We start from the raw sequence: 21,313 nt of genomic DNA, 5'->3' as shown, positions 1-21,313 counted from the left end.
GGGGGTCGCCCGGGCCACGCCCGGTGTCATTGCAGCGTTGGCAACCCCGGCGGATTGGTCTGCGACTGTGGCACGGCTTCCTCGGCCACATTCCAGCGTGCCAGCGCCTGCGCGTAGGTGCCGCTGCCGATCTGGGTGTTCAGCGCCTGTGTCACCGCGTCGGCCAGGCCGCTGCCCTTGCGCGTGGTCACCGAGATCGCTGCGGCATTCGGCCAGCCGCCAGGGAACAGGCCCACGCGCCGCACCTTGCCGTCGCGCGCCGAATAGGCGCCGGTAGCATTGGGCTCGAACGAGACATCGGCGCGGCCGGTGATCACCGCCAATCGCCCGACCACCGCGTCATCGAAGTACTGGTATTCCACGGGCTTCAATCCCGCCGCGATGTTCTGCTGGTCCCACTGGCGCAGGATCTGGTCCTGGTTGGTGCTGGCACCGACCACCACCTTCAGCCCGGCCACATCGGCGGGCTTTTCGATTTTCTGGATGGGCCCGTCGCTGCGCGTGTAGATGCCCAGCAGGTCGTAACGATAGCTGGAGAAATCGAACTTCTTCTTGCGTTCCTCGGTAACCGTCACGTTCGACAGCACCGCATCGTACTTGCCCGACTCCAGCCCCAGCGGCCAGTCGGCCCAGGCCACCGGCACGATCACCAGCTTCAGGCCCAACGCATCCGCGATCAGCCGCGCGATGTCCGGTTCGACGCCGACCACGTCCTTGCTGTCGGCGCCGTAGTCGGCCAGCGGTAGCTGCCCCGGGTGGGTCGCCACGGTGAATGCGCCCGGCGTGACGAAGCGGTAGCCCGCGGGAATCAAGGCCTGCGCCTTCGGGTCGAGCGTGCCCTTCAGCACGGCGGTGTTGGTGCCGGCCAGGCTGGTCGCGGCCACAGCGGCAGCCTCCGGGGCCTGGCGCACGCGCGAGTAGACGATGCCGGCGATGCCGATGACCAGCACCCCCACGATCAACAGGGTGCTGCGCGAGGGGCGACGCGGTGCTGTAGGGCTCATGGTGTTCCTTCCGGGGTTACAGGGTCTTGGCCAGGAAATCGGCGGTGCGTTGCTGGCGCGGGCGCTCGAACAGGGCCTCGGGCGTGCCCTGCTCGATCACCCGTCCCTGGTCCATCATCACCACGTGGTCGGCCACGCGGCGGGCGAAGCCCAGTTCATGGGTGACGATCACCAGCGTGGTGCCGGAATGGGCCAGCTCTTCGATCACGCTCAGCACTTCAGCCACCAGCTCCGGGTCCAGCGCCGAGGTCGGCTCATCGAACAGCAGTACCTTCGGCTGCAACGCCAGCGCGCGGGCGATCGCGATGCGCTGCTGCTGGCCACCGGACAGCTGGCGCGGGAAGGCATCGGCCTTGTCGGCCAGGCCGACCCGTTCCAGCAGCGTGCGCGCCTGCTGCTCGGCCTGCGCGCGCGGTACACCGCGTACTGCGATCGGCGCTTCGATGATGTTCTCCAGCGCGGTCAGGTGCGGGAACAGGTTGAAGCCCTGGAACACCATGCCCACTTCGGCGCGCCGGCGGCGGATCTCGCGTTCGGGCAGCTCGTACAGGGTGTCGCCATCGCGACGGTAGCCGATCAGCTGGCCACCGACGGTCACGTAGCCGCTGTCGGCGCGTTCCAGGTGGTTGATCAGCCGCAGCAACGTGGACTTGCCGGCGCCGGACGGGCCGATCAGCACGGTCACGCTGCCGGCACGCAGGTCCAGGTGCACGTCTTCCAGCACCGGCTGATCGCCAAACACCTTGCCCACGCCGTGCAGCGACACCGCCGCCCCTTCACCCGCTTCCACCTGGGTGGCGATGCGCGGGCGGTTGATCACGCGGGGCGCAGCATCACCGGACCGGCGCTGCGGCGATGACACCCGCGACACCGAACGTTCGCGTTGCAGCTGGCCGCGTGCGAAGCGTTGCTCCACGCGCCGCTGCAGCAGCGACAGCGCGGTCAGGATCACCAGGTACCAGACCGTGGCCACCATCAGCAGCGGCACCACTTCCAGGTTGCGCCGGTAGATCACCTGGACGGTGTAGAACAGCTCCGGCAGCGCCAGCACGTAAACCACCGAGGTGCTCTTGGCCAGGCCGATCACATCGTTGAACGCGGCCGGCAGGATCGAACGCATCGCCTGCGGCAGGATGATGCGCCGCACCTGGCGCGCACGCGGCAGCCCGAGCGCGGCGGCCGCCTCATACTGGCCATGATCGACCGAGAGGATGCCACCGCGGATCACTTCGGCCGAGAACGCGGCCTGGTTCAGCGTCAGCCCCAGTACCGCGGCGGTGAACACGCCGATCAGCTGCGTGGTGGGGTAAGAGAACAGGCTGATGCCGGTGAACGGAACGCCCAGCTCGATGGTGCTGTACAGGTAGCCCAGGTTGTTCAGCAGCAGCAGCAAGACCAGCAGCGGGATCGAGCGGAACAACCACACATACCCCCACGACACCGCCGACAACAGGGGTGAGCCGGACACCCGTGCCAGCGCAAGCAGGGTGCCCAGCGCGAAACCGAGGCCGGTACCGAGTGCGGTCAGCAGCAGCGTCCGGCCCAGGCCTTCCAGCACCGGGCGTGCGAAGAACCACTCGGCGAAGGTGCCCCAGCCCCAGCGCGGATTGCCCAGCACCGATTGCAGCCCGATCAGGATCAGCGCCAGCGCCAATACCGTGCCGACCACCTGCAGCGGGTGCCGGGCCGGCACGATCTTCAAGGCCGGTGCGGGTGCCGGCCGTGCGCCGATCCCATCCAGCGCCGTCGAGGGCGTGCTCATGCGTGGACCCCGTGCAGCACCGCCTGCACAGGCGCAACGACAGGCGCGGGCGCCCGCAGATGTTTCTCGAACGGCAGGTGCGCGATGGATTCCGGATCCGCGTCCAGGTCGAACAGCGCAGTGTAGCCGTGGCTGAGGTAAAGGCCGACCGCCTCGGGCTGGCGGAAGCCGGTGGTCAGGAACACGCGCCGATAGCCCTGGCGCGCCGCCTGCTCTTCCAGTTCCTGCAGCACGCGCCGGGCGATGCCCTGCCGGCGCAGCCCGGGCAGCGTCCAGATACGCTTGAACTCGGCGGTGTCCGGATCGCGGTGCGGCATGAAGGCACCTCCGGAGATTGCCGCACCGTCGCGCAGCAACAGTACGAAGGCCCCTACCGGCGCGGCAAATGCCTGCGCCGGGTAGCGCTGCAGTTCCTCGCGGGCGCTGCCGCCGATGCGTCGGCGCACATCGGCGTAGCGACTGTCGTATTCCTGCTCCAGGCCATCGAACAGCGGCCGCGCCAGCGGGTCATCGACCGAGGTATAGAGGAAGCGTTCGTCGTGGCTCATGTCGCGTCCTTCACCAGGTAGTCTTCGGCCAGCCGCGCCCACAGGCTGGCGGCGGGGGCAATGGCCGCGTCGTTGAACACATAGCGCGGGCTGTGCAGCGGTGCACTGTCACCGTTGCCGACGAACACGAAACTGCCCGGCCGCGCCTGCAGCAGGAACGCGAAATCCTCGCTGGCGGTGCGCGGCGCGAAGTCGGGCACCACCTGGCCGGCGCCGAAGCCCTGCACCGCCACCTTGCGGACGTAGGCGGTCTGCTGCGGGTGGTTGATCACGCTGGGGAAGCCGCGCGGGAATTCAATCTCGGCGCGCGCACCGAACGCAGCGGCGGTGTGCTCGGCAAGTTCCGTGACCCGGCGTCGCAGCGTGTCGCGCACCTCGGGCAGGTAGGCGCGCACGGTCAGCTTCAGCTCGACCACGTCCGGAATCACATTGGCGGCCTGCCCACCGTGGATCGAACCGACGGTCACCACGCCCATCTGCCGCGGGTCGACATTGCGCGACACCACACTCTGCAATGCCGTGATGATGTGCGCGGCGACCAGGATCGGGTCCACGCTGCCCTGCGGCTCGGCCCCGTGGCCGCCCTTGCCGATCACTTTCAGCCGCGCCCAGTCAACCGACGCCATCGCTGGGCCGTCGACGAAGCCGAAGTGGCCGACCGGTACGCCAGGCCAGTTGTGCAGCCCATAGATCGCATCCACCGGGAAGCGCTCGAACAGGCCGTCGGCGATCATCTTCGATGCACCCGAACCGGTTTCTTCCGCAGGCTGGAACACCAGCTGCAAGGTGCCGTCGATATTGCCGTGATGGGCCAGGTAATGCGCGGCGGACAGCAGGATGGCGGTGTGACCATCGTGACCGCAGGCATGCATCAGCCCGTCGGTCTGGCTGGCGTAGGCCAGCCCGGAGTCTTCGTGGATCGGCAAGGCATCGATGTCCGCACGCAGCCCCAGCCGACGACTGCCCTGCCCGCGTTGCAGCGTGCCGACCACGCCGGTGCCACCGAGGCCGGTGGTCACGTCATAACCCCATTGCTGCAGAAGTTCGGCCACGCGGGCGCTGGTGCGATGCTCTTCGAAGGCCAGCTCCGGGTGCCGGTGCAGGTCATGGCGGATCGTGATGGCAGCCTCGGCGCGTGCCGCGATCTCCGGCAACACGCCAATCGCTGGGGAACTCCGCCGGGCCTGGCCCGGTGCTACCGCAGTTTCTCCGCTCATTGCCCTACCCCACCTTCCGCGCCGGTTCGGCGTCGGTCGCATACCGGCTGGCCTTGTACGGCAGGCCCAGATGCTCGCGCAGGGTCTGCCCTTCCAGCTCGCGCTGGTGGTAGCCGCGCGCCTGCAGGATCGGCAATACCTGGGTCACGAAATCGTCCAGGCCCTCGCGCTGCGCGGCAAAGCCCAGGATGAAGCCATCGCTGGCACCGGCGTCGAACCAGCGGATCAACTCATCGGCCACGTGCTCCGGCGTACCGATGAAGTTGGGTCGCGGGCTCACTGCCTCCAATGCCACCTGGCGCAGGCTCAGCCCCTTCTCGCGCGCATCCTGCTTGATGCGATCAGTGGTGGAGCGGAACGAATTGCTGCCGATATCGCCCAGTTCGGGGAACGGTGCGTCAGGGTCGTACTGGCTGAAATCATGGTGATCGAAGAACCGGCCCAGATAGGCCAGCGCATCTTCCAGCGTCGCCAGTGCGGCAATTGCCTGGTACTTGGCCTCGGCCTCCTCGGCCGTGCGGCCGACGATGGGGCCGATACCCGGAAAGATCTTCACGTCGTTGCCGCTGCGGCCATGGGCGATCGCCGAGTTCTTCACCTTCTGGGTGAACGCGCGGGTTTCTTCCAGCGACGGCGAATGGGTGAACACCGCATCGGCGTACTTGCCGGCCAGCGCGATGCCGTCATCGGACGACCCGGCCTGGAAGATCACGGGCTGGCCCTGTGGCGAACGCTGGATGTTGAGCGGCCCTTCCACCTGGAAGAAGCGGCCCTTGTGGTCGAGCCGGCGGAATTTCTCCGGTGCGAAGAACGTGCCGCTGTCGCGCTCGCGCACGAACGCGCCGTCATCCCACGAATCCCACAACCCCTGCACCACCTCCAGGTATTCATCGGCGATCTGGTAGCGCAGCGCATGCTCCGGATGGGGGCGGCCGTAGTTGCGGCCGGAACCTTCCAGTGGCGAGGTCACCACGTTCCAGCCGGCGCGGCCGCCGCTGAGCAGGTCCAGTGAGGCGAATTGACGGGCGACGGTGAACGGATCGCTGTAGGACGTCGACAGCGTACCGGCCAGGCCGATCTTCTTCGTCGCCGTGGCCAACGCCGACAGCAGCGAGATCGGCTCGAAGCGGTTGAGGAAGTGCGGGATCGACTTTTCGTTGATGTACAGGCCGTCGGCCACGAAGCCGAAGGCGATGCCGTTGTCTTCGGCGGTGCGCGCAATGTCGATGTAGAACTGCAGGTTGACGCTGGCATCGGCCGGGTTGGACGGGTGCTTCCAGGCGTGCATGTGGCTGCCTGGGCCCTGCAGCATGATGCCGAACGGAATGTGGCGCGGGGTCGTGCTCATGGGAATCGCTCCTGCGGGTCAGGCCACCGCCGCGCGTGGCGCAGGCGACAGCAGTTCGAGGGATGTCAGGCGTGCATCGAGGTCGGCCACCGGCGCATCGAGGATGAACTCGCCCACGCCGAAGCGTCGGTGCAGCGCATCCAGTTCGTCGCGCACCTGTTGCGCATCGCCGGACAGCACGCTGGGCCGTGTTTCCTCGATGCGGTAGTCCGCCACGCCCACCTGGCGTGCGTACTCGGCAGCCGCCTCGGGGCTGGGCAGGTTCACCGTCTGCCCCGAGCCAAGGTGCAGCTTGTAGACGCGCAGTGCGCCGATGTGACGTGCAGCGGCTTCGGCCGTCGGGGCAGCAAAGGCCACCGTGGCCAGCAGCGGGGGCTGCGTAGCGGCACTGCGATAGGCATCGAACGCGGCCTCGATGTGCTTCGGGTCACCATCGAAGTGCGCGGCGTACACGAAGCGCCAGCCCAGCGCGGCCGCCTGCCGCGCGCTCTGCGGACTGGCACCCAGCAGGAACCGCTCCGGTGCCTGTTGCGGAACCGGCCGCGCCAGCACCTCGCTTTCGGCGCCGGAAAGATAGCCTTCCAGATCGCGCAGTTGCTGGTCGAAGTCGGCAAACGCCGGGCGCCCTGCCGCCAGCGCGGCGGTCGATGCCGGCAGGCCGCCGGGTGCCTTGCCCACGCCCAGGTCCACGCGCCCCGGCGCCAACGCCGCCAGCAGGTTGAAGTTCTCGGCCACCTTGTAAGGCGCGTAGTGGCGCAGCATGACCCCGCCGCTGCCGATGCGGATGCGCCGGGTCTGCGCCAGCACCCAGGCGGCCAGCACCTCCGGCGCAGGGCTGGCCAGCGTCGGCGCGGCGTGGTGTTCGGCAAACCAGTAACGGTGATAGCCCAGCTGCTCGGCGCGCTGCGCCAGCAGCAGGCTGTTGCGCAGTGCCTGCTCCGGCGAGGCCCCGTCGGCCACCGGGCTCTTGTCCAATACGCTGATCAGGTAGCTCATTGACGCGTCCTCGCTCAGGGATGGGCCACGGGGATGCCGAGCAACCCGTTCAGCGCCGCCAGGATCGGCTCGGCACCGGAGACGTACTGGCGATCCTTGTGGGCGCCACTGGCCAGCGCGCTGTGCACGCCCTGCGGCAGCACCAGCTTCGGCAGCGACTGGTCCTGCTCGCCAATCTCCGCGATCACCTCGCGACGCGGCCGTGCGAAGCCGATGCGACGTACGTCCAGCTGCGCGTCGAGGCCTTCGATGCTCGACAGCGCACCTTCCAGCAGCAGGCTGTGCCGGCAGAAGAAACGCTGGCCGGGAATCTGACCGTCCTCGAACTCGCGGTCCAGCAGGAACAGGATGGGTTTGCTTGCTGCGTCGAGCGTCACTGGGGTGTCCTCATCTTGGGCGGCCATGCGATGCCGCTTCGATATCGATGCTAGAGATGCCAGCGGTTGCGGCGGCGATGCCTGGCGACAATCGGCGGTCAGATCCGGCCATGCAGATGCGCCTTCGCCATAAGAAAAGCGCCGCCGGTTATGGCCTCAGGCAATGCGCCGCAGCGGCGTCGGCGGCGCCAGTCCCTGCGTGGCCAGATGCGCGGCGGCACGCTCGGTCGCCAGCGCGATACGCGCCTGCAGGGCCGCGCTGCTGACGTGCTCGCCGTCGAAGTCAGCCGGCGTGGCATACACCCCGATCGGCAGCGTGTGCGCCTGCAGGAAACTGAACAACGGCCGCAACTGGTGGTCGATCACCAGCGCATGGCGCTCGCTGCCCCCGGTCGCGGCCAGCAGCACCGGTGTATCCACCAGCGCCTCCAGCCCGATGAAGTCGACCAGGTGCTTGAACAGTCCCGGGTACGATCCGCGGTACACCGGCGCGGCCACCACCAGCAGGCCGGCGCCCTCGATGGTCTGCAGCGCCTGCTCCACCGCCGGCTCCGCTTCATCGCGCGACAACGACTGCCCCAGCGAGCGGGCGATCGGCGCCAGCTCCACCCGCTCCACGCTGGCGTGCACCCGCTGCTGCAGCGACGCCAGCAGATGCCGCACCAGCAGCAGCGTGCGCGATGTCGCCGAACTGGCCGGTGAGCCCACCAATGCAACCACCCTCAATGCAGAAGACATGAACTGCTCCTCGATGATGGCGGACCCTGTCCGGCCGCCTTTCGCGTTATGTAGAGCCGAGCCATGCCCGGCTGCTTCCCGCCTCAGAACCGGTAGTTGATCCGCCCGTACCAGAACGCCCCGATCCGGCTCAGCACATCGCCCGAATCCCAGGTCGTCTCGATGCTCGCCACATCGGTGGCACTGCGTGCATACGCGGGCACCTTGCGCGTGCGCTTGTCGAACACGTTGTTGATGCCCAGCGCCGCACTCCAGCCTGCGCCCAGCTCCACGGCGCCGGAGAGATTGGTCACCAGCACCGGCGGCTGCTTGTACTCCACGCCGTTGTTCAGGCGCTTGATCGGTCCGTAGTAGGTGAAATCCAGGTTCGAGCGCCAGCGCCCGTTCTGCCAGCCCAAGCCCGCCACCTGGGTGTAGCTGGGCGTGCGGAAGCGCAGCGCGTATTCGCTGCTCTTGGTCAGCAGGTTGATGTTCGGCAGCCCCTGCAGCGCCGCCGGAATGTCGCTCACCTTCTGGATGGTGGTACGCCCGACGTTGGCCGCGTAGCTCCAGCGCAGCTTGCCCCACGCGGTGTCCTGGTTGGCTTCCAGGGTCAGCTCGACACCGCGTGTGCGGGTATTGCCCACATTGGTGAAGTAGCTGGCGTAGAACGCATCACCCGGCAGGATGCTGATGCCGGCGGAACCCAGCAGCGCATCGATGGTGTTCTTCTGCGCCGCACTCAACACCGTACCGCTGTTGTCGGTGATGCGCGCCGGGTCCTGCGCGTTGTAACCGATCTGGCTGGACTGGCCGAGCTGGCCGCGGATGTCGATCTGGTAGGCATCCACCGCCAGGTGGAACGCAGGGCTCGGGTCCCAGGTCACGCCCAGGCTGTAGTTGGTGGCTTTCTCCGGCTTCAGCGGCGTGGCACCCAGCGCAATCGCCGCCGGCGAAGACACCTGCGCCACCAGCGTGGTACCGCACGGGCAGCTGCCGGTGGCCTGGTAGTACTGCGCGCCGAGGCTGGGCGCATGGAAACCATTGCTGACCGTCGCGCGTACACCCAACGCGTCGGTGAAGTCGAAGCGCGTGGTCAGGCGGCCGGTGGACACGCTGCCGAAGTCGGAATGATCTTCCCAGCGTGCAGCCGCATCCAGATACCAGCGCGAGGTGATGTTGCTCGCCGCGCCCACATAGACCGCCTTGCTGTTGCGCGTCGCCTTCACCGCATCGGCGGTGGAGTAGCCCACGAACGCGGCGGCGCCGAAGCCGGTGTACGACTCCCACTGCCCGGCCCCGCGTTCGTACTGTTCGTGCTGGTACTCGGCGCCTGCGCTCACTTCCAGCGGTGACGCAAAGGCGGCCACCTCGAAGCCCCGGCGCAGGTCCAGGTTGGCGATGCCCTGCTGGTAGTCCAGCTTGCCGTCATAGAAGTCGGTGGGCGATCCGGGGTACGGCAACGAGTAGTTCACCGAGTTGCGGGTATAGGTGCGCACCGTGCTGCGGTTGCCGGTCAGGCTGGCGTCGTAGTCCCAGCCTGCCACCTGCCCTTTCACGCCCGCAGTGCCGGTGTACTGCTTCTCCTTGGTTTCCAACACGGGCAGGAAGCCATCGGGAAACACGCTCAGCACCCCGGGCGCCTTGTAGGTGGTGAAGATGGTCGCCGGCAGGCGGAAGTTCTGGATCGCCTGCGCGGTGCGATCGCTGGCCGTGGCGTTGGCGTAGAACTGCGCGCGCTCGCCCAGGCCATGGCCCGCATTCACTGCGAAGGCCTTCAACGCGTACGACGGCGAGCTGAGGATGATGTTGGCCTCCGCATCGCGGCTGGCCTCGGCCGGGTTCGGCGACGCACCCGCGGGCAACCGGTTGTTCGGGCGCAACGCCACCCGATTGCCATTGGCATCCACCGCCGGGTAGCTCAGGTAACCGTCGATGTAGCGGCGGCTGCGGATCGCATGATGCTGGCGGGTGGTTTCACCGGACAGATTGACGAAGCCGTCCTGGCCCCATGGCAGGCCGACGTTGGCGCGCACACTGGTACGCGAACCGTCGCCATCGATGCTCTGCCCGCTCTCAACCGACAGGTCACCGCCATGCGCCTGCGACTTCAGGATCACGTTGACCACGCCGGTGATCGCGTCCGAGCCATAGATGGCCGACGCACCATCGCGCAGCACTTCCACATGGTCGATGGCCGACACCGGGATCAGCGCCAGGTCGGCCCAGGCGTGGCCCGGAAAGCCGCCGCCGTTGGCCCCACTCACGTACGCGCTGGCATTGCGGCGCTTGCCGTTCACCAGCACCAGCGTGTAGCCCGGTGACAGGTTGCGCAGCTGGTAGCCACGGATCAGGCTCTCCTGGTCGCTCTGGTAGCCGCCGATCTGGCTCAGCGACGGCAGCGCACGTTGCAGCGCTTCCAGCAGGTTCGCCTGGCCGGTGGCGGCCAGGTCTTCGGCAGAGATCACATCGATCGGCGTGGAGCTGTTCTTCACGGTGCGCGTGCTGGTACGCGAACCGGTCACCACCACCGCATCCAGCGTGGACGCAGCCACGTTGGCTGTCGCGGCGGTGGCAGCGGGATCGGCATCGGCTTCGGCCGCGTGGCCAGGCGATGCGGCCAGAACGGCAGCGATCAGGACAGCAAGGGTGCTCAGGACAGGGGCGTGGGCGGCAGGCATGGGGGCTCGTGGGGGTGGGCCGGAAACACGCTTCCATTCAAGGGCCTGTTCACCCGCGGCAACAGGCGGGATCGCGTCACCCAACCGTCATATCCGGCCAGCCACATGATTGCTGGTAATGACGTTAGGCAGGCCTGCAGGGCACGCGCATGGCACGGCGATGGGCAATCGAGGTTGGATGATGTGCGGCGGGTGGTGGGCGACCGGCGGCGGTCGGCAACCGACGGGGTAGAGTCGACTGTTAGTCGACTGCTGTTGGCGATACCGCCTAGAAGCCCGCGCTGCGCGCGATAGTCGGCTAACAGTCGACCCTACCCCCGTCGGGCGCCCCTAGCCAGGAATGCCCCTCGTGCACATGCTCCACAGGCATCACCTCATGCCCGCGCGCCACTCAGCGCCGCGCACCGCCACCCGTAGCATCTAGCCATGCCCAGCCCCTCCGCCGATCCCAGCGCACCGCTCGTCGCCATCGTCGCCTGCCACGGCCAGGGGCTGTTCGAGTTCGGCTGCGCGGTTGGCCTGTTCGCGCCGGTGCGGCCGGAACTCGGCGTGGCCTGGTACCGCACCCAGCTGTGCGCGGGCGAGCCCGGCGCGCTGCGCATGCTCGGTAATGCGCAGGTGCAGCTGCCCTACGATCTCAGCACGGTCGATGACGCCGACATCATCGTCATCCCCGGCTGGCGCGAGCCCAGCGAACGTCCGCCACAGGCGCTGCTCGATGCACTCGTCCGTGCGCATGCCCGTGGCGCGCGCATCACCTCGATCTGCTCCGGTGCCTTCGTGCTGGCCTGGGCAGGGCTGCTCGATGGCCGCCAGGCCACCACGCACTGGCGCCTCACCGAAGCACTCGCACGCGACTTCCCGCGCATCGATGTGCGCGAGGATGTGCTGTACGTGGATACCGGTAGCATCATCACTTCGGCCGGCTCGGCCACCGGCATGGACATGATGCTGCACATGGTGCGCAAGGATTACGGCGCGCGCGTGGCCAACCTGGTGGCCGAACGGCTGGTGCTGGCGCCGTGGCGCGACGCCGGGCGCAGCCAGCGCGTCAGCCGCGCCATTCCCCACGGCGAGCCCACGCGGCTGGCGAAACTGATGGAATGGATGCGCCGCAACCTGCGCGAGCCGCACTCGCTCGGCAGCCTCGCCGAGCAGGCGGCCCTCAGCCAGCGCACCCTGCAGCGGCAGTTCCTGGAAGCCACCGGCCTGTCGCCGATCGACTGGCTGATCCGCGAACGCGTGGCCTTCGCGCGCGAGCTGCTGGAAACCACCGACCGGCCGCTGCAGTGGATCGCCGAGCAGGCCGGCTTCGGCTCGCAGGAATCCTTCCGCCGGCACTTCCGCGGCCAGGTCGACGCCAGTCCTGCCGAGTACCGCAACCAGCACCGCAGCGGTCTCGGTGCCGACCGCCTGGTGGGCTGTTGACCCAGCGCGCGGTGCAAGGCGTGGCGTGAGCAAAGCCTCACGACGGTGCGGGCTTGCGTGCGTATAGTGACGTGCGTCACAAGAAGCCCCTTCCATGCTCCATGCATTTGCTTACTCCAGCCGCATGTCGGCTGGGCTGTCCAATCACGCCCTCCGCCAGATCGTCTTGCAATCTGCCGCGTTCAATCGCCGGGTGGACGTTACCGGTGCGCTGATCGTCGACGGGCAGCGGTTTTTCCAGTACATCGAAGGCCCGCCCGACGGCCTGGCGGCGGTCAGGCGCCGCATCCAGGACAGCCGTTCGCACGCGGCCGTCGCCCCGGTACTGGACATGGCCATCAGCGCGCGTGCCGTTCCGTACTGGGCGATGACCCACATCGAGACCGGGCAGATCGTGGTGTCCGGCCTGGTGAATGCGCGCTGGGACGAGTTCGGCCACGCCATCCCGGGCATGGACCAGCTCGTCGGCCTGCTCCGTCCGCATTTTCCACGCGTCGGCAGCGTCGGCGCGCCACCCGCAAACGCCTGATACACACTGAACCGTCGCCTTGCACGCGCACGCCGCCGCGGCCGCGCGCTGCGTTCAGGCGTCATCATCCAGATCCCCCTTCCCATCGTCTTCGCCACGCCCATCGCATGCCCGTACCCGCCCACCCTGCAACGGAAACACGCGCATCGCCTGCCGACCTGTTCGAGGTCATCGTCGTGCGTGCAGGCACCGTCCTGTTCGCCATCGACGTCCAGGCGGCGGTCGAAATTCGCGGTCCGGAGAGATTCGGCCCTGCAGACCTCCATGGCAGGGCGACCCTGGAGGTCCGTGGGCAACCGTTACCCGTCGTCGACCTGCGCCGCATGAGCGGCCAACCGGCATTCGAGGGTGGCAGCCCGGCCATGCTGTTGATCAACGCCGGCACCGCCCCCCTGGCGCTGGCCGTGGATGAAGTGCTGGAGATTGAGGCACCCGACGCGACCGCACGCGTCCCCGAGCGTGCCGCGGGCCAATCGTTCGGCTTCTGCAGCGGGCACATTCAACTTGACCCGGCACGCTCGGCTGCACTGATCGAACCGGTGGCACTGCTGGCCGCACTCGCCACGCAGGGGTGACCGGCGGCGTCTCAGGATCGTCCTGCCAAGGCACGGTTTCGCAGCCTCCAGCACTGCGCGGCAAAGCCGATCACGAACACCACCAGGCAGGCCAGCAGGGTGTGCAGCACCACCGGGGCCATCGGCGCCGCTGCAATCGGATGCGCTGCCGGCAAGCGGGTCAGCGTTTCGTTGACGCCGGGCACCAACGAGAGCAGGAAGCTGAACGACAGTGCGAAGGTCGACAGGTAACGCGCGGCGCGCCCCAGCCAGCGCAGCCGCGCGGCCAGCACGCCGCCGAATGCCACCAGCAGCACGACCACCCCGAACGCGTGGCCCGGATTGAGCCCCCCGGTGCTGGAGACGGTGAACGAGGTGGCCACCGACAGCACCAGCCCCACCAAGTACAGCTTGCCCGCGCGCGTGACGGGATCGATTGCGCGGTGGCGGATGAAGGCATACAGGCCGCTCAACACCGGGATCAGGCTGACAGCGGTATGGATCACGCCGAGCGTGGACAGAGGGTGCGACATGGACATATCTCCGGAACAGTATGAACCTACTAGTAGGTAGGCATTGGACTCAAAAAGAAGGCCCGCGTCGCCGCAGGCCCACCACACATCGCTCAGGTCGCCGCGCTCACCCGCGCGATGGCCAGCCGTGCCAGCGCAGCAAAGGTCGCCGCGTCACCGAAACCGCGCGCGGCCAGCATCGCGCCATGCACCGATGACATGAAGGCCTTGGCCTCGTCCGCCGCTGAACCCTGCAGCCGTAGTTGCCCAAGCTCCGCACCCTTTTCCAGGGTGAGGGCCAGCCAGCCGCTCAGGTCCTCGAAATGCCCACGCACTTCCTCGGCAATTTCCGGCGGAATCATCGGCGCCTCGGCTGCCAGCATCGCGCAGATGCAGAACGAGGACGTCCCCCCTGCAATACAGCTGGACCAGTACTCCACATACGCGTTGAGTTCCTGCAGCGGATCGTCGAGCTGGCGATCCAGCAGCGCCAGGCCCTCGCGCGCCTCGGCCCGGTACAGCTCGACCACCGTGCGCACCAGGTCCGCCTTGCTGGGGAAGTGGTGATGGATGCTGGCCTTGCTGATGTTCACCCGCGCCGACACGTCGGCGTAGCTGAAGCCGTTGTAGCCACCGGCTTCCAGCAGCGCACGGGCGTGGGCCAGGATTTCCTGGGCCTTGGGCGAGAGCGATTCCTTCATGCGTTCAATCTACTAGTTGGTAGATTCGTCTGTCAAGCCCCCGGGAGTTCGCGCGGAAAGCCCGGCACCGCATTCGCACGACTTCGGCGCCGCGGCAACCGGTCGATTGCCAGTGAAGCGGTCAGCAACCGCCGTCAGCAGCCTCGTCGGTAATGAACCAGCGCTGGAACCCCTCGATCGCATCCGGCATCAGCGCGCGGGCGCGTTCGCAGACCAGCGCTTCCGCTTCACGGAGGGCGCTGATCGCATCCGGCTGCGCACACAACGCCATCGCCACATCCGACGCGTCCAGCATCGCCAGGTTCACGCCCACGCCCACTGGCGGCATCAGATGCGCCGCATCACCGACCAGGGTCACGCCATCGCGCGGGGTCCAGCGGAAATCCGCCGGCAGGCTGTAGATCGGCCGCCGCACGAAGTCCGTGCAGGCCTCCAGCACGCGCCGAAGATTCGGGGCCCACCCGGCATAGCTGCCTGTCACCAGCGTCCGCATGCCGTGCTGCGCGATCCGTGCATCGAGCCACTCGGAGGAGCGCTTCAGCGCCGCATACACGCAGAGCCGATCACGGCTGTTGCGTTGCACGAACAGGGCCTCCTCGCCGCCAAAGCAGAACAGGCTGCCCTGCCCGACCATCGCTGCGATGTCGGCTGCTGGCCGCTCGATCCAACCCTCGAAAAAGGTAATGCCGGTTGGCAGCGGCTGGCACGCACTCAACGCCGCGCGCACTTTCGACCACGCGCCATCGGCACCGATCACGATGTCCGCCTCGTGCTCCACGCCGTTGGCGAAGCGCAGGCGGTGGCCGCCCGCCTGTGCAGGGACGAGCTCGGTCAGGCGGTGGCCCCACTGCACCGCGTCCGCCGGCAGCGCATCCATCAGCAGTTGGCGCAGATCGCCACGGTCGATCTCTGGCTTGTCCTTGCTCCCTTCCGGCCCGAACCCACCGGTGGTGATCACCCCGGACCACGGGTCGCCCGTTCGCGCCTCCTGCCCCTCGTGGCGCGCCACTGCGCGGAAAGCCTCCAGCAGGCCCGCGCGCTGCAGCGCCACCTGGCCGGAATCGTCGTGCAGATCCAGCGTGCCGCCCTGCGTGCGCTGCTGCCCGGACGCTTCGCCCTCGTACACGCGCACGCGGTGGCCGCCGCGATGCAGGATCAGCGCAGCGGTCAGGCCAGCGGGGCCTGCGCCGATGATGGCGATGCGGGAAGGGGGTTGCATGGCGCGATCCAGATTAGTTGACACGTCAACCGTAGACTTGAGTTGTTGACATGTCAACCCTGTCGCGGCAACGTGGGGCCATGAGCTCTCCCCGCATCACCCCCGACGAATGGGCCGCCTGGCGCGGCTTCCGGCGCATGGCCGAGATCACCACCGGCCGCATCGTCCAGGACATCACCCGCAGCACAGGCCTATCCAAAGCGGACTTCATCGTGCTGATGGAGTTGAGCCAGGCCAAGGATCGCTGCCGCCGCCAGCGCGAACTGCTGGACTACCTGGAATGGGACAAGACGCGCCTCTCGCACCAGCTGACCCGCATGGCCGGGCGCGGGCTGATCGAGCGCGATACCGACAGCGACAACGTCGTGCTGATCCGCATGACCGAAGAAGGTCACGCACAGCTGCGCGCGGCACGGCCGGTGCACGTCGCCGGCGTCCGCCAGTACTTTCTCGACCATCTCTCCGCCGATGATCTGGCCGCCCTGCAGCGCATCACGGACAAACTGCATGCCGCCTTGCAGGACGCGGAGAGCTGACGCATCGCCCCGGTAGTGCCGGCCGCTGGCCGGCAACTGCAGTCACCCAACGCCACTGGCATGCCGGCCAGTGGCCGGCACTACCACGGTCGCAACGCCATGGGCTGGATTTGACATGCAGGCATTTACCTGCATATAGTCCGTCCCAAGGGCGGCGCCTGCCTGCCCATCGCGAGGAACCTGCAATGGTGGATATCGCACACCGGGTCGGCATCAAGGCCCCCGCAAGCCAGGTGCACCGGGCCCTGGCCACCCCCGAAGGCGTGGCGGCCTGGTGGGCTGAAGACACCCACGGCGACCGTGAGACCGGCGGCACGGTCAAGGTCCGTTTCACCAACAACGGCCAGGAAATCGGCGCCATGGAAATGCAGCTGGAACAGCTCATTCCCGGCGAGCTGGTGCTCTGGAAGTTCCTCGCCGGCCCCGCCGAGTGGATCGGCACGCATGCGCGTTTCGCACTGAAGCAGGAAGGCGACTACTGCATCGTGCTGTTCACCCACGAAGGCTGGAAGGAACGCGTGGAGTTCACCTCCCACTGCAGCACCAAGTGGGCGGTGTTCCTGATGAGCCTCAAGGCCCTACTGGAAACCGGCAAGGGCCAGCCCAACCCGCACGACATCAGGATCGACAACTGGAACTGAAGACATCCCGCATGAATGCAGACAAGGTGTTCAAGGCCTTGGCCGACCCTACGCGCAGGACGCTGCTCGACCTGCTCTGCGAGGACAACGGCCAGACGCTGGGCCAGCTGTGCGAACACCTGGACATGGCCCGGCAATCGGTCACCCAGCACCTGGGCCTGCTGGAAGACGCCAACCTCATCAGCACCGTACGCCGCGGCCGCGAGAAGCTGCACTTCATCAACCCGGTGCCGCTGCATGAAGTCTACGAGCGCTGGGTACGCAAGTTCGAGCAGCAGCGCCTCAGCCTGCTGCATGACCTGAAACGCGAACTGGAAGGAGAATGACGATGTCCGCAGAGACTACCCGCTTCATCCACGTGATCTATATCGCGTCCACGCCACAGAAGGTGTTCGAGGCCATCACCCGCCCCGAGATCGCCAGCCGCTACTGGGGCCACGAGAACGTCTCGGACTGGAAGCCCGGCTCGCGGTGGCAGCATGTGCGTGCCAACGAAACGCGCTCGGTCGAGCTGGTCGGCGAAGTGGTGGAAAGCACGCCACCCTCGCGGCTGGTCATCACCTGGGCCGCCGCCTCGCAGGCCGACAACCCCGCTGCCTACAGCCGGGTCACCTTCGACATCGTGCCCTACCAGGACATGGTGCGGCTGACGGTAAACCATGAAGAGCTGGAACCGGGCAGCGGCATGGATACCGGCATCCGCCAGGGCTGGCCGATCGTGCTGTCCAGCCTGAAGTCGCTGCTGGAGACGGGCAAAGGCTTGGATGTGTTTGCGAAGCCAGCGTAGCCGTCGGGATGGTTGGCCCGCGCGAGCGGCACCGGGCAGACGGCCCCCGGTCGCCGCCGCCGCCCAATACCCAATCACTCCCAAAAATTGAATTTCATGGAACAATAGGTAGCACATGGTTCTCGAGTTCCGATATGTCCCCCGCGTTGCTAACCGTCGAACAGGCTGCTCAGCAGCTCAGCCTGCACCCCAAAACCGTCCTGCGGCATATCCGTAGCGGCCAATTGCGCGCGACCCGCATCGGCAAGTCCTATCGCATCACCGCTGAAGACCTCGACATGTTCACCGGCACCGTGCGTGAGCCCTCCGCTGCGCGCCCACAGATGACCACGGTGGTGGATATTCCCGGATGCGGTGCGGCACGTGCCGCCGACCTGGTCCGTGCCCTGCATGCGCGCGTCACCGGCCGCGAGGCCGACGATGAGCCGCTGCGCATGGAGACGATCTATTCGCCTGAGCACGATGTGCTCAAGCTGATCGTGATCGGTGGCCTGGCAGGTTCCACGGCACTGCTGGTCAGCCTGCAGCGTCTGCTGCAGGACCGCAGCGCATGAAGCGGCAGCGCCCCGGCATTCCCACCCAGCGCGTACTTGCCGCCTACCGCCAGGTGCTTTCGGACTGGCCGGTACCACACGAATCGCACCATCTCGCCACCCGCGCCGGTTCGACATTTGTGGTCAGCTGCGGCCCCGAACACGGCCCTGCCCTGGTGCTGCTGCATGGCACCCTCAGCAATGCCGCCAGCTGGATGTTCGATGCCGCACGTTGGAGCGAGTACTACCGCGTGCATGCCGTCGACATCATTGGCGAACCGGGTCTCAGCGAAGGCACGCAACCTGCGCTGGACAGCGATGCGCATGCGCAATGGCTGGATGATGTCCTCGACGCACTCGGCGTGGAAAGCGCTGCATTCGTGGGCCTGTCGTTCGGCGGTTTCCTGGCAATGGATTACGCGTTGCGAAGGCCTGCCCGGGTTAACGCACTGGTTCTGGTCAGCCCCTCGGGTATCGGGCGCCAGCGTGCATTCCTGCTCAAGGCGCTCCCACTGTTGCTGCTTGGCCGATGGGGGCGTGAGCGCCTGCGCCGTGCGGTCATGGGCCCCGCGCCACTGCGTGCACCTGCACGTGCGCAGCCGCTGCTCGACCTGCTGGCATTGATCCGTGCCGAGGTCCGGCCACGTCCGCTGCGCATTCCCCGCATCAGCGACGAGCGCTTGGCTACGTTGCATCCACCGGCAGCCCTTGTCATGGGCGCGCGTGATGCCCTCATCGATACCCCTGCCGCCGCCGAACGCATGAAACGGCTCGTCCCGACGGCGGACGTCACCCTGCTGGCAGACGCCTACCACTACATCCCCGGCCTGCGCGAAGACATCCTCGCCCGGCTGCGTCGACTGCAGAGCCTCCGGCATGAATGATTCCATTGAGTACATCGGCACCATCCGTCTCCTGCGCATCGCGCCGCAGGGCCCGACACTCGATGCCAACGCCCTGCGCGACCTGGTCGGCGATGCCCTCGGGCACCAGGCCGAGTGGATCGCCATTCCGGTGCAACGCCTCTCTCCAGACTTCTTCGAGCTGCGCTCCGGCATGGCCGGGCAGTGGCTGCAGATGCTGGTGAACTACCGCCTGCACTTCGCCGTACTGGGCGATGTCAGCGCCTACCGCGCACAGAGCGAATCGCTGGACGCGTGGATCACCGAATGCAACCGCGGCCGCGACGGCTGCTTCGTGGCCGACTGGGATGCCCTGCTGGCCCGCCTGTCGGTCTCGGCCAGCGCGGGCTGAACGCCAGCCCCACACTCACCCTCACCGAACCCGGTTCCGACCGCGCTCCGACGCCCGCCGCCACAGCATCGCCCGCAGGCTCCCCAGGCGACGTTCCATGAGTGCTTCAGACGCAGACTCCCTGCACAGCAAAGTGGCGGCGGTCACCCTCGGCTTCTGGGTGATGAAGATCGCCGCCACCACCCTCGGCGAGACCGCCGGCGACCTGCTGTCGATGACGCTCAACCTGGGCTACGTGGCCAGCTCGGCCATCCTGCTGGCGATCTTTGCCGTCCTGCTGGGCGCGCAGCTGTCGGCGCGGCGCTTCCACCCGGTGCTGTTCTGGTCGGTGGTGCTGGCCACCAGTACCGCCGGCACTACCATGTCCGACCTGCTCGACCGCACGCTCGGCCTGGGCTACGCCACCGGCGCCAGCCTGCTGGCCGGCTGCCTGGCGCTGGTGCTGCTGGCCTGGCGCATGTCGGAAAAGTCGATCTCGGTCAGCAACATCGCATCGCGCCGCGCTGAAGGCTTCTACTGGACCGCCGTGCTGTTCTCCAACACGCTCGGCACCGCACTGGGCGACTTCCTCGCCGACGATTCCGGGCTGGGCTTCACTGGCGGCGCACTGCTGATCGGCAGCCTCATCGCGTTCACCGCACTGGCCAGCCGCATCAAGGGCATCAACCGGGTCATCCTGTTCTGGATCGCCTTCGTGCTCACCCGCCCGTTCGGCGCCACCTTCGGCGACCTGCTCACCAAGCCGCTGGAAAAGGGCGGCCTGGGCTTCGGCACGGTCGGCTCGTCGCTGGTGTTGTTCACCATACTCGCCACACTGGTGGCACTACCGATGCTGCAGCGCAAGGCGCAGCCAGCCAGCTAGCGCGCCGTCCAGCCCCCATCCACCGGTAGCGCCGCTCCGGTGATCTGCGCCGCCGCGTCCGAAGCCAGGAACACCACCATCTCACCCAGCTGCTCGGGCGTCACGAACTGCAACGACGGCTGCTTCTCAGCCAGCAGCGCACGCGCGGCCGACTCCTGATCCGTGCCTTCGCGCTCGGCCAACGCGGTGATCTGCTGCTCGACCAGCGCCGTCCGCACCCAGCCCGGACAGATCGCATTGGCGGTAATGCCGGTGCCCGCATTCTCCAGCGCGGTCACCTTGGTGAACCCCACCACGCCATGCTTGGCCGCCACGTAGGCCGACTTGTTCACCGAGCCCACCAACCCGTGCACCGACGCAATGTTGATGATGCGGCCGGCGCCCTGCTGCTTCATGTGCGGCAGGGCCGCCGCCGTTGCATGGAACACCGCCGAGAGATTCAGCGCCAGGATCGCATCCCACTTCTCGACGGGGAACTCCTCGATCGAGGCGGTGTGCTGGATGCCAGCATTGTTCACCAGAATGTCGATGCGCCCCATCGTCGCGACGGCGTGGTCGATCATCCCTCGCACCGCCTCGCCCTTGGACAGGTCGGCACCGTCATGCACCACCCGTACGCCGAACTCGGCTTCCAGGCGGGCACGGGTGCGTTCGATCTCCGCCGCATCGCCGAAGCCATTCAACACGATGTCGGCCCCTTGCCCGGCCAGCGCGGTGGCAATGCCAAGACCGATACCACTGGTGGAGCCGGTAACCACCGCAACCTTTCCACTGAACATGGGTGAGCTTCCATGAAGTACAGGCAACCAGTGTAGCCCCGCAGATCCACGCCACACGTGACTGCCGCGCTTCCAGTAGCAACTGTCTTGTCAGGGGCAGCCGAGGGCCACCTCGGCGTCCCGCTTACGGGCGTTGAGGATCACCAGCATTTTGCGCATGACCGCCACGAGCGCCACCTTGCTCGCCTTGCCCTTGGCCTTCAGGCCAGCGTAAAACGCGCGCAGTCTTGGCTCGTACCGGATGGCCGTCAGGGCCGCCATGTAAAGGGCTTCGCGTACCACCGCGCGCCCACCACTGATCCGCCGTTGGCCCTGCCAGGTGCCACTT

The 21,313-nt window shown here is 67.4% G+C and carries 25 protein-coding genes; 11 read left to right on the top strand and 14 right to left on the bottom strand.

Annotated elements, in window-relative coordinates:
• Positions 1-26: 26 nt before the first annotated feature.
• From AC5P9I_RS12355 to AC5P9I_RS12315, 9 genes are all read right to left on the bottom strand, one after another.
• Positions 27-1,004 (bottom strand): ABC transporter substrate-binding protein, encoded by a 978-nt coding sequence (locus tag AC5P9I_RS12355; protein ID WP_049471256.1) that lies wholly within the window; start codon positions 1,002-1,004, stop codon positions 27-29.
• A gap of 16 nt (positions 1,005-1,020) precedes the next feature.
• On the bottom strand, positions 1,021-2,766 hold the full coding sequence (locus tag AC5P9I_RS12350; protein WP_080355605.1) for an amino acid ABC transporter permease/ATP-binding protein: 1,746 nt from the start codon (positions 2,764-2,766) through the stop codon (positions 1,021-1,023).
• Entirely contained in the window at positions 2,763-3,314 is a 552-nt protein-coding gene (locus AC5P9I_RS12345; protein WP_049471254.1) for a GNAT family N-acetyltransferase, read from the bottom strand. Before AC5P9I_RS12345 ends, AC5P9I_RS12350 begins: the two co-directional genes overlap by 4 nt.
• Complete coding sequence (locus AC5P9I_RS12340) at positions 3,311-4,531, bottom strand: M20 aminoacylase family protein (RefSeq protein WP_080355604.1); 1,221 nt, start codon at positions 4,529-4,531, stop codon at positions 3,311-3,313. Before AC5P9I_RS12340 ends, AC5P9I_RS12345 begins: the two co-directional genes overlap by 4 nt.
• Before the next feature lie 4 nt (positions 4,532-4,535).
• A complete protein-coding gene (locus tag AC5P9I_RS12335) occupies positions 4,536-5,879 on the bottom strand; it encodes an LLM class flavin-dependent oxidoreductase (protein ID WP_049471250.1) in 1,344 nt (447 codons plus the stop codon).
• An 18-nt stretch (positions 5,880-5,897) separates the two neighbouring features.
• On the bottom strand, positions 5,898-6,875 hold the full coding sequence (locus tag AC5P9I_RS12330; RefSeq protein WP_049471248.1) for an MsnO8 family LLM class oxidoreductase: 978 nt from the start codon (positions 6,873-6,875) through the stop codon (positions 5,898-5,900).
• A gap of 14 nt (positions 6,876-6,889) precedes the next feature.
• Positions 6,890-7,252, bottom strand: a complete 363-nt coding sequence (locus tag AC5P9I_RS12325) for a DUF3088 family protein (RefSeq protein ID WP_049471349.1) — start codon at positions 7,250-7,252, stop codon at positions 6,890-6,892.
• 156 nt (positions 7,253-7,408) lie between these two features.
• On the bottom strand, positions 7,409-7,990 hold the full coding sequence (gene msuE, locus AC5P9I_RS12320; protein WP_049471246.1) for an FMN reductase: 582 nt from the start codon (positions 7,988-7,990) through the stop codon (positions 7,409-7,411).
• Positions 7,991-8,073: 83 nt separating this feature from the next.
• A complete protein-coding gene (locus tag AC5P9I_RS12315; RefSeq protein ID WP_049471245.1) occupies positions 8,074-10,650 on the bottom strand; it encodes a TonB-dependent receptor plug domain-containing protein in 2,577 nt (858 codons plus the stop codon).
• A 426-nt stretch (positions 10,651-11,076) separates the two neighbouring features.
• Between AC5P9I_RS12315 and ftrA the strand changes: the two genes are divergently transcribed.
• The 3 genes from ftrA (at position 11,077) to AC5P9I_RS12300 (ending at position 13,182) form a co-directional block, all read left to right on the top strand.
• Complete coding sequence (gene ftrA / locus AC5P9I_RS12310; RefSeq protein WP_049471244.1) at positions 11,077-12,078, top strand: transcriptional regulator FtrA; 1,002 nt, start codon at positions 11,077-11,079, stop codon at positions 12,076-12,078.
• A 94-nt stretch (positions 12,079-12,172) separates the two neighbouring features.
• On the top strand, positions 12,173-12,607 hold the full coding sequence (locus tag AC5P9I_RS12305; protein ID WP_049471242.1) for a BLUF domain-containing protein: 435 nt from the start codon (positions 12,173-12,175) through the stop codon (positions 12,605-12,607).
• Between the two features lie 107 nt (positions 12,608-12,714).
• Positions 12,715-13,182 (top strand): chemotaxis protein CheW, encoded by a 468-nt coding sequence (locus AC5P9I_RS12300; protein WP_049471240.1) that lies wholly within the window; start codon positions 12,715-12,717, stop codon positions 13,180-13,182.
• 11 nt (positions 13,183-13,193) lie between these two features.
• Here the strand turns inward: AC5P9I_RS12300 and AC5P9I_RS12295 are convergent, their stop codons facing one another.
• The 3 genes from AC5P9I_RS12295 to AC5P9I_RS12285 form a co-directional block, all read right to left on the bottom strand.
• Positions 13,194-13,694 carry a hypothetical protein gene (locus AC5P9I_RS12295; RefSeq protein WP_049471238.1) on the bottom strand — a complete coding sequence of 167 codons (501 nt, stop codon included), beginning with the start codon at positions 13,692-13,694 and terminating at the stop codon, positions 13,194-13,196.
• Between the two features lie 92 nt (positions 13,695-13,786).
• Positions 13,787-14,374, bottom strand: coding sequence for a TetR/AcrR family transcriptional regulator (locus AC5P9I_RS12290; RefSeq protein WP_187756728.1), 588 nt, complete (start codon positions 14,372-14,374; stop codon positions 13,787-13,789).
• 121 nt (positions 14,375-14,495) lie between these two features.
• Positions 14,496-15,593 carry an FAD-dependent oxidoreductase gene (locus AC5P9I_RS12285; protein WP_187756727.1) on the bottom strand — a complete coding sequence of 366 codons (1,098 nt, stop codon included), beginning with the start codon at positions 15,591-15,593 and terminating at the stop codon, positions 14,496-14,498.
• Between the two features lie 80 nt (positions 15,594-15,673).
• Here AC5P9I_RS12285 and AC5P9I_RS12280 point away from each other — a divergent pair, with 80 nt between their 5' ends.
• The 8 genes from AC5P9I_RS12280 (at position 15,674) to AC5P9I_RS12245 (ending at position 20,206) form a co-directional block, all read left to right on the top strand.
• Positions 15,674-16,129, top strand: a complete 456-nt coding sequence (locus tag AC5P9I_RS12280; protein ID WP_187756726.1) for a MarR family winged helix-turn-helix transcriptional regulator — start codon at positions 15,674-15,676, stop codon at positions 16,127-16,129.
• A 185-nt stretch (positions 16,130-16,314) separates the two neighbouring features.
• Positions 16,315-16,770, top strand: a complete 456-nt coding sequence (locus AC5P9I_RS12275) for an SRPBCC family protein (RefSeq protein WP_074726020.1) — start codon at positions 16,315-16,317, stop codon at positions 16,768-16,770.
• Positions 16,771-16,781: 11 nt separating this feature from the next.
• Positions 16,782-17,096 (top strand): ArsR/SmtB family transcription factor, encoded by a 315-nt coding sequence (locus tag AC5P9I_RS12270; protein WP_005416268.1) that lies wholly within the window; start codon positions 16,782-16,784, stop codon positions 17,094-17,096.
• Between the two features lie 2 nt (positions 17,097-17,098).
• Positions 17,099-17,557 (top strand): SRPBCC family protein, encoded by a 459-nt coding sequence (locus tag AC5P9I_RS12265; RefSeq protein WP_187756725.1) that lies wholly within the window; start codon positions 17,099-17,101, stop codon positions 17,555-17,557.
• A 134-nt stretch (positions 17,558-17,691) separates the two neighbouring features.
• Positions 17,692-18,111 (top strand): helix-turn-helix domain-containing protein, encoded by a 420-nt coding sequence (locus tag AC5P9I_RS12260; protein ID WP_053462754.1) that lies wholly within the window; start codon positions 17,692-17,694, stop codon positions 18,109-18,111.
• Positions 18,108-18,974 (top strand): alpha/beta fold hydrolase, encoded by an 867-nt coding sequence (locus AC5P9I_RS12255; protein WP_057494065.1) that lies wholly within the window; start codon positions 18,108-18,110, stop codon positions 18,972-18,974. Before AC5P9I_RS12260 ends, AC5P9I_RS12255 begins: the two co-directional genes overlap by 4 nt.
• Positions 18,967-19,344: a DUF4180 domain-containing protein gene (locus AC5P9I_RS12250; protein ID WP_187756724.1), complete on the top strand. Its 378-nt coding sequence runs from the start codon at positions 18,967-18,969 to the stop codon at positions 19,342-19,344. The genes AC5P9I_RS12255 and AC5P9I_RS12250 overlap by 8 nt, the downstream gene beginning before the upstream one ends.
• Before the next feature lie 97 nt (positions 19,345-19,441).
• Positions 19,442-20,206, top strand: coding sequence for a COG4705 family protein (locus AC5P9I_RS12245; protein ID WP_187756723.1), 765 nt, complete (start codon positions 19,442-19,444; stop codon positions 20,204-20,206).
• Here AC5P9I_RS12245 and AC5P9I_RS12240 read toward each other — a convergent pair.
• Together AC5P9I_RS12240 and AC5P9I_RS12235 are read right to left on the bottom strand one after the other, a co-directional pair.
• The gene (locus AC5P9I_RS12240) at positions 20,203-20,985 is read right to left on the bottom strand and encodes a 3-hydroxybutyrate dehydrogenase (protein WP_187756722.1); all 783 of its coding nucleotides are present in this window, start codon (positions 20,983-20,985) and stop codon (positions 20,203-20,205) included. The genes AC5P9I_RS12245 and AC5P9I_RS12240 overlap by 4 nt on opposite strands.
• Before the next feature lie 90 nt (positions 20,986-21,075).
• Positions 21,076-21,313, bottom strand: a 238-nt coding sequence (locus AC5P9I_RS12235) for a transposase (protein ID WP_495217362.1), incomplete at its 5' end; no start/stop codon positions are given.

The sequence above is a fragment of the Stenotrophomonas sp. YJH_SMC_29 genome, assembly GCF_059371235.1.
The sequence above is the reverse complement of the archived record's forward strand: the minus strand, read 5'-3'. Positions and strand labels throughout refer to the sequence as shown.

Excerpts from the sequence above, each read along its gene's own strand:
- AC5P9I_RS12335 (WP_049471250.1), bottom strand. The coding sequence starts at position 5,879 with ATGAGCACGACCCCGCGCCACATTCCGTTCGGCATCATGCTGCAGGGC.
- AC5P9I_RS12250 (WP_187756724.1), top strand. The coding sequence starts at position 18,967 with ATGAATGATTCCATTGAGTACATCGGCACCATCCGTCTCCTGCGCATC.
- AC5P9I_RS12255 (WP_057494065.1), top strand. The coding sequence starts at position 18,108 with ATGAAGCGGCAGCGCCCCGGCATTCCCACCCAGCGCGTACTTGCCGCC.
- AC5P9I_RS12295 (WP_049471238.1), bottom strand. The coding sequence starts at position 13,694 with ATGTCGCACCCTCTGTCCACGCTCGGCGTGATCCATACCGCTGTCAGC.
- AC5P9I_RS12290 (WP_187756728.1), bottom strand. The coding sequence starts at position 14,374 with ATGAAGGAATCGCTCTCGCCCAAGGCCCAGGAAATCCTGGCCCACGCC.
- AC5P9I_RS12260 (WP_053462754.1), top strand. The coding sequence starts at position 17,692 with ATGTCCCCCGCGTTGCTAACCGTCGAACAGGCTGCTCAGCAGCTCAGC.
- ftrA (WP_049471244.1), top strand. The coding sequence starts at position 11,077 with ATGCCCAGCCCCTCCGCCGATCCCAGCGCACCGCTCGTCGCCATCGTC.
- AC5P9I_RS12240 (WP_187756722.1), bottom strand. The coding sequence starts at position 20,985 with ATGTTCAGTGGAAAGGTTGCGGTGGTTACCGGCTCCACCAGTGGTATC.
- AC5P9I_RS12280 (WP_187756726.1), top strand. The coding sequence starts at position 15,674 with ATGAGCTCTCCCCGCATCACCCCCGACGAATGGGCCGCCTGGCGCGGC.
- AC5P9I_RS12305 (WP_049471242.1), top strand. The coding sequence starts at position 12,173 with ATGCTCCATGCATTTGCTTACTCCAGCCGCATGTCGGCTGGGCTGTCC.
- AC5P9I_RS12270 (WP_005416268.1), top strand. The coding sequence starts at position 16,782 with ATGAATGCAGACAAGGTGTTCAAGGCCTTGGCCGACCCTACGCGCAGG.
- AC5P9I_RS12245 (WP_187756723.1), top strand. The coding sequence starts at position 19,442 with ATGAGTGCTTCAGACGCAGACTCCCTGCACAGCAAAGTGGCGGCGGTC.
- AC5P9I_RS12300 (WP_049471240.1), top strand. The coding sequence starts at position 12,715 with ATGCCCGTACCCGCCCACCCTGCAACGGAAACACGCGCATCGCCTGCC.
- AC5P9I_RS12330 (WP_049471248.1), bottom strand. The coding sequence starts at position 6,875 with ATGAGCTACCTGATCAGCGTATTGGACAAGAGCCCGGTGGCCGACGGG.
- AC5P9I_RS12275 (WP_074726020.1), top strand. The coding sequence starts at position 16,315 with ATGGTGGATATCGCACACCGGGTCGGCATCAAGGCCCCCGCAAGCCAG.
- AC5P9I_RS12285 (WP_187756727.1), bottom strand. The coding sequence starts at position 15,593 with ATGCAACCCCCTTCCCGCATCGCCATCATCGGCGCAGGCCCCGCTGGC.
- AC5P9I_RS12350 (WP_080355605.1), bottom strand. The coding sequence starts at position 2,766 with ATGAGCACGCCCTCGACGGCGCTGGATGGGATCGGCGCACGGCCGGCA.
- AC5P9I_RS12315 (WP_049471245.1), bottom strand. The coding sequence starts at position 10,650 with ATGCCTGCCGCCCACGCCCCTGTCCTGAGCACCCTTGCTGTCCTGATC.
- AC5P9I_RS12265 (WP_187756725.1), top strand. The coding sequence starts at position 17,099 with ATGTCCGCAGAGACTACCCGCTTCATCCACGTGATCTATATCGCGTCC.
- msuE (WP_049471246.1), bottom strand. The coding sequence starts at position 7,990 with ATGTCTTCTGCATTGAGGGTGGTTGCATTGGTGGGCTCACCGGCCAGT.
- AC5P9I_RS12355 (WP_049471256.1), bottom strand. The coding sequence starts at position 1,004 with ATGAGCCCTACAGCACCGCGTCGCCCCTCGCGCAGCACCCTGTTGATC.
- AC5P9I_RS12345 (WP_049471254.1), bottom strand. The coding sequence starts at position 3,314 with ATGAGCCACGACGAACGCTTCCTCTATACCTCGGTCGATGACCCGCTG.
- AC5P9I_RS12340 (WP_080355604.1), bottom strand. The coding sequence starts at position 4,531 with ATGAGCGGAGAAACTGCGGTAGCACCGGGCCAGGCCCGGCGGAGTTCC.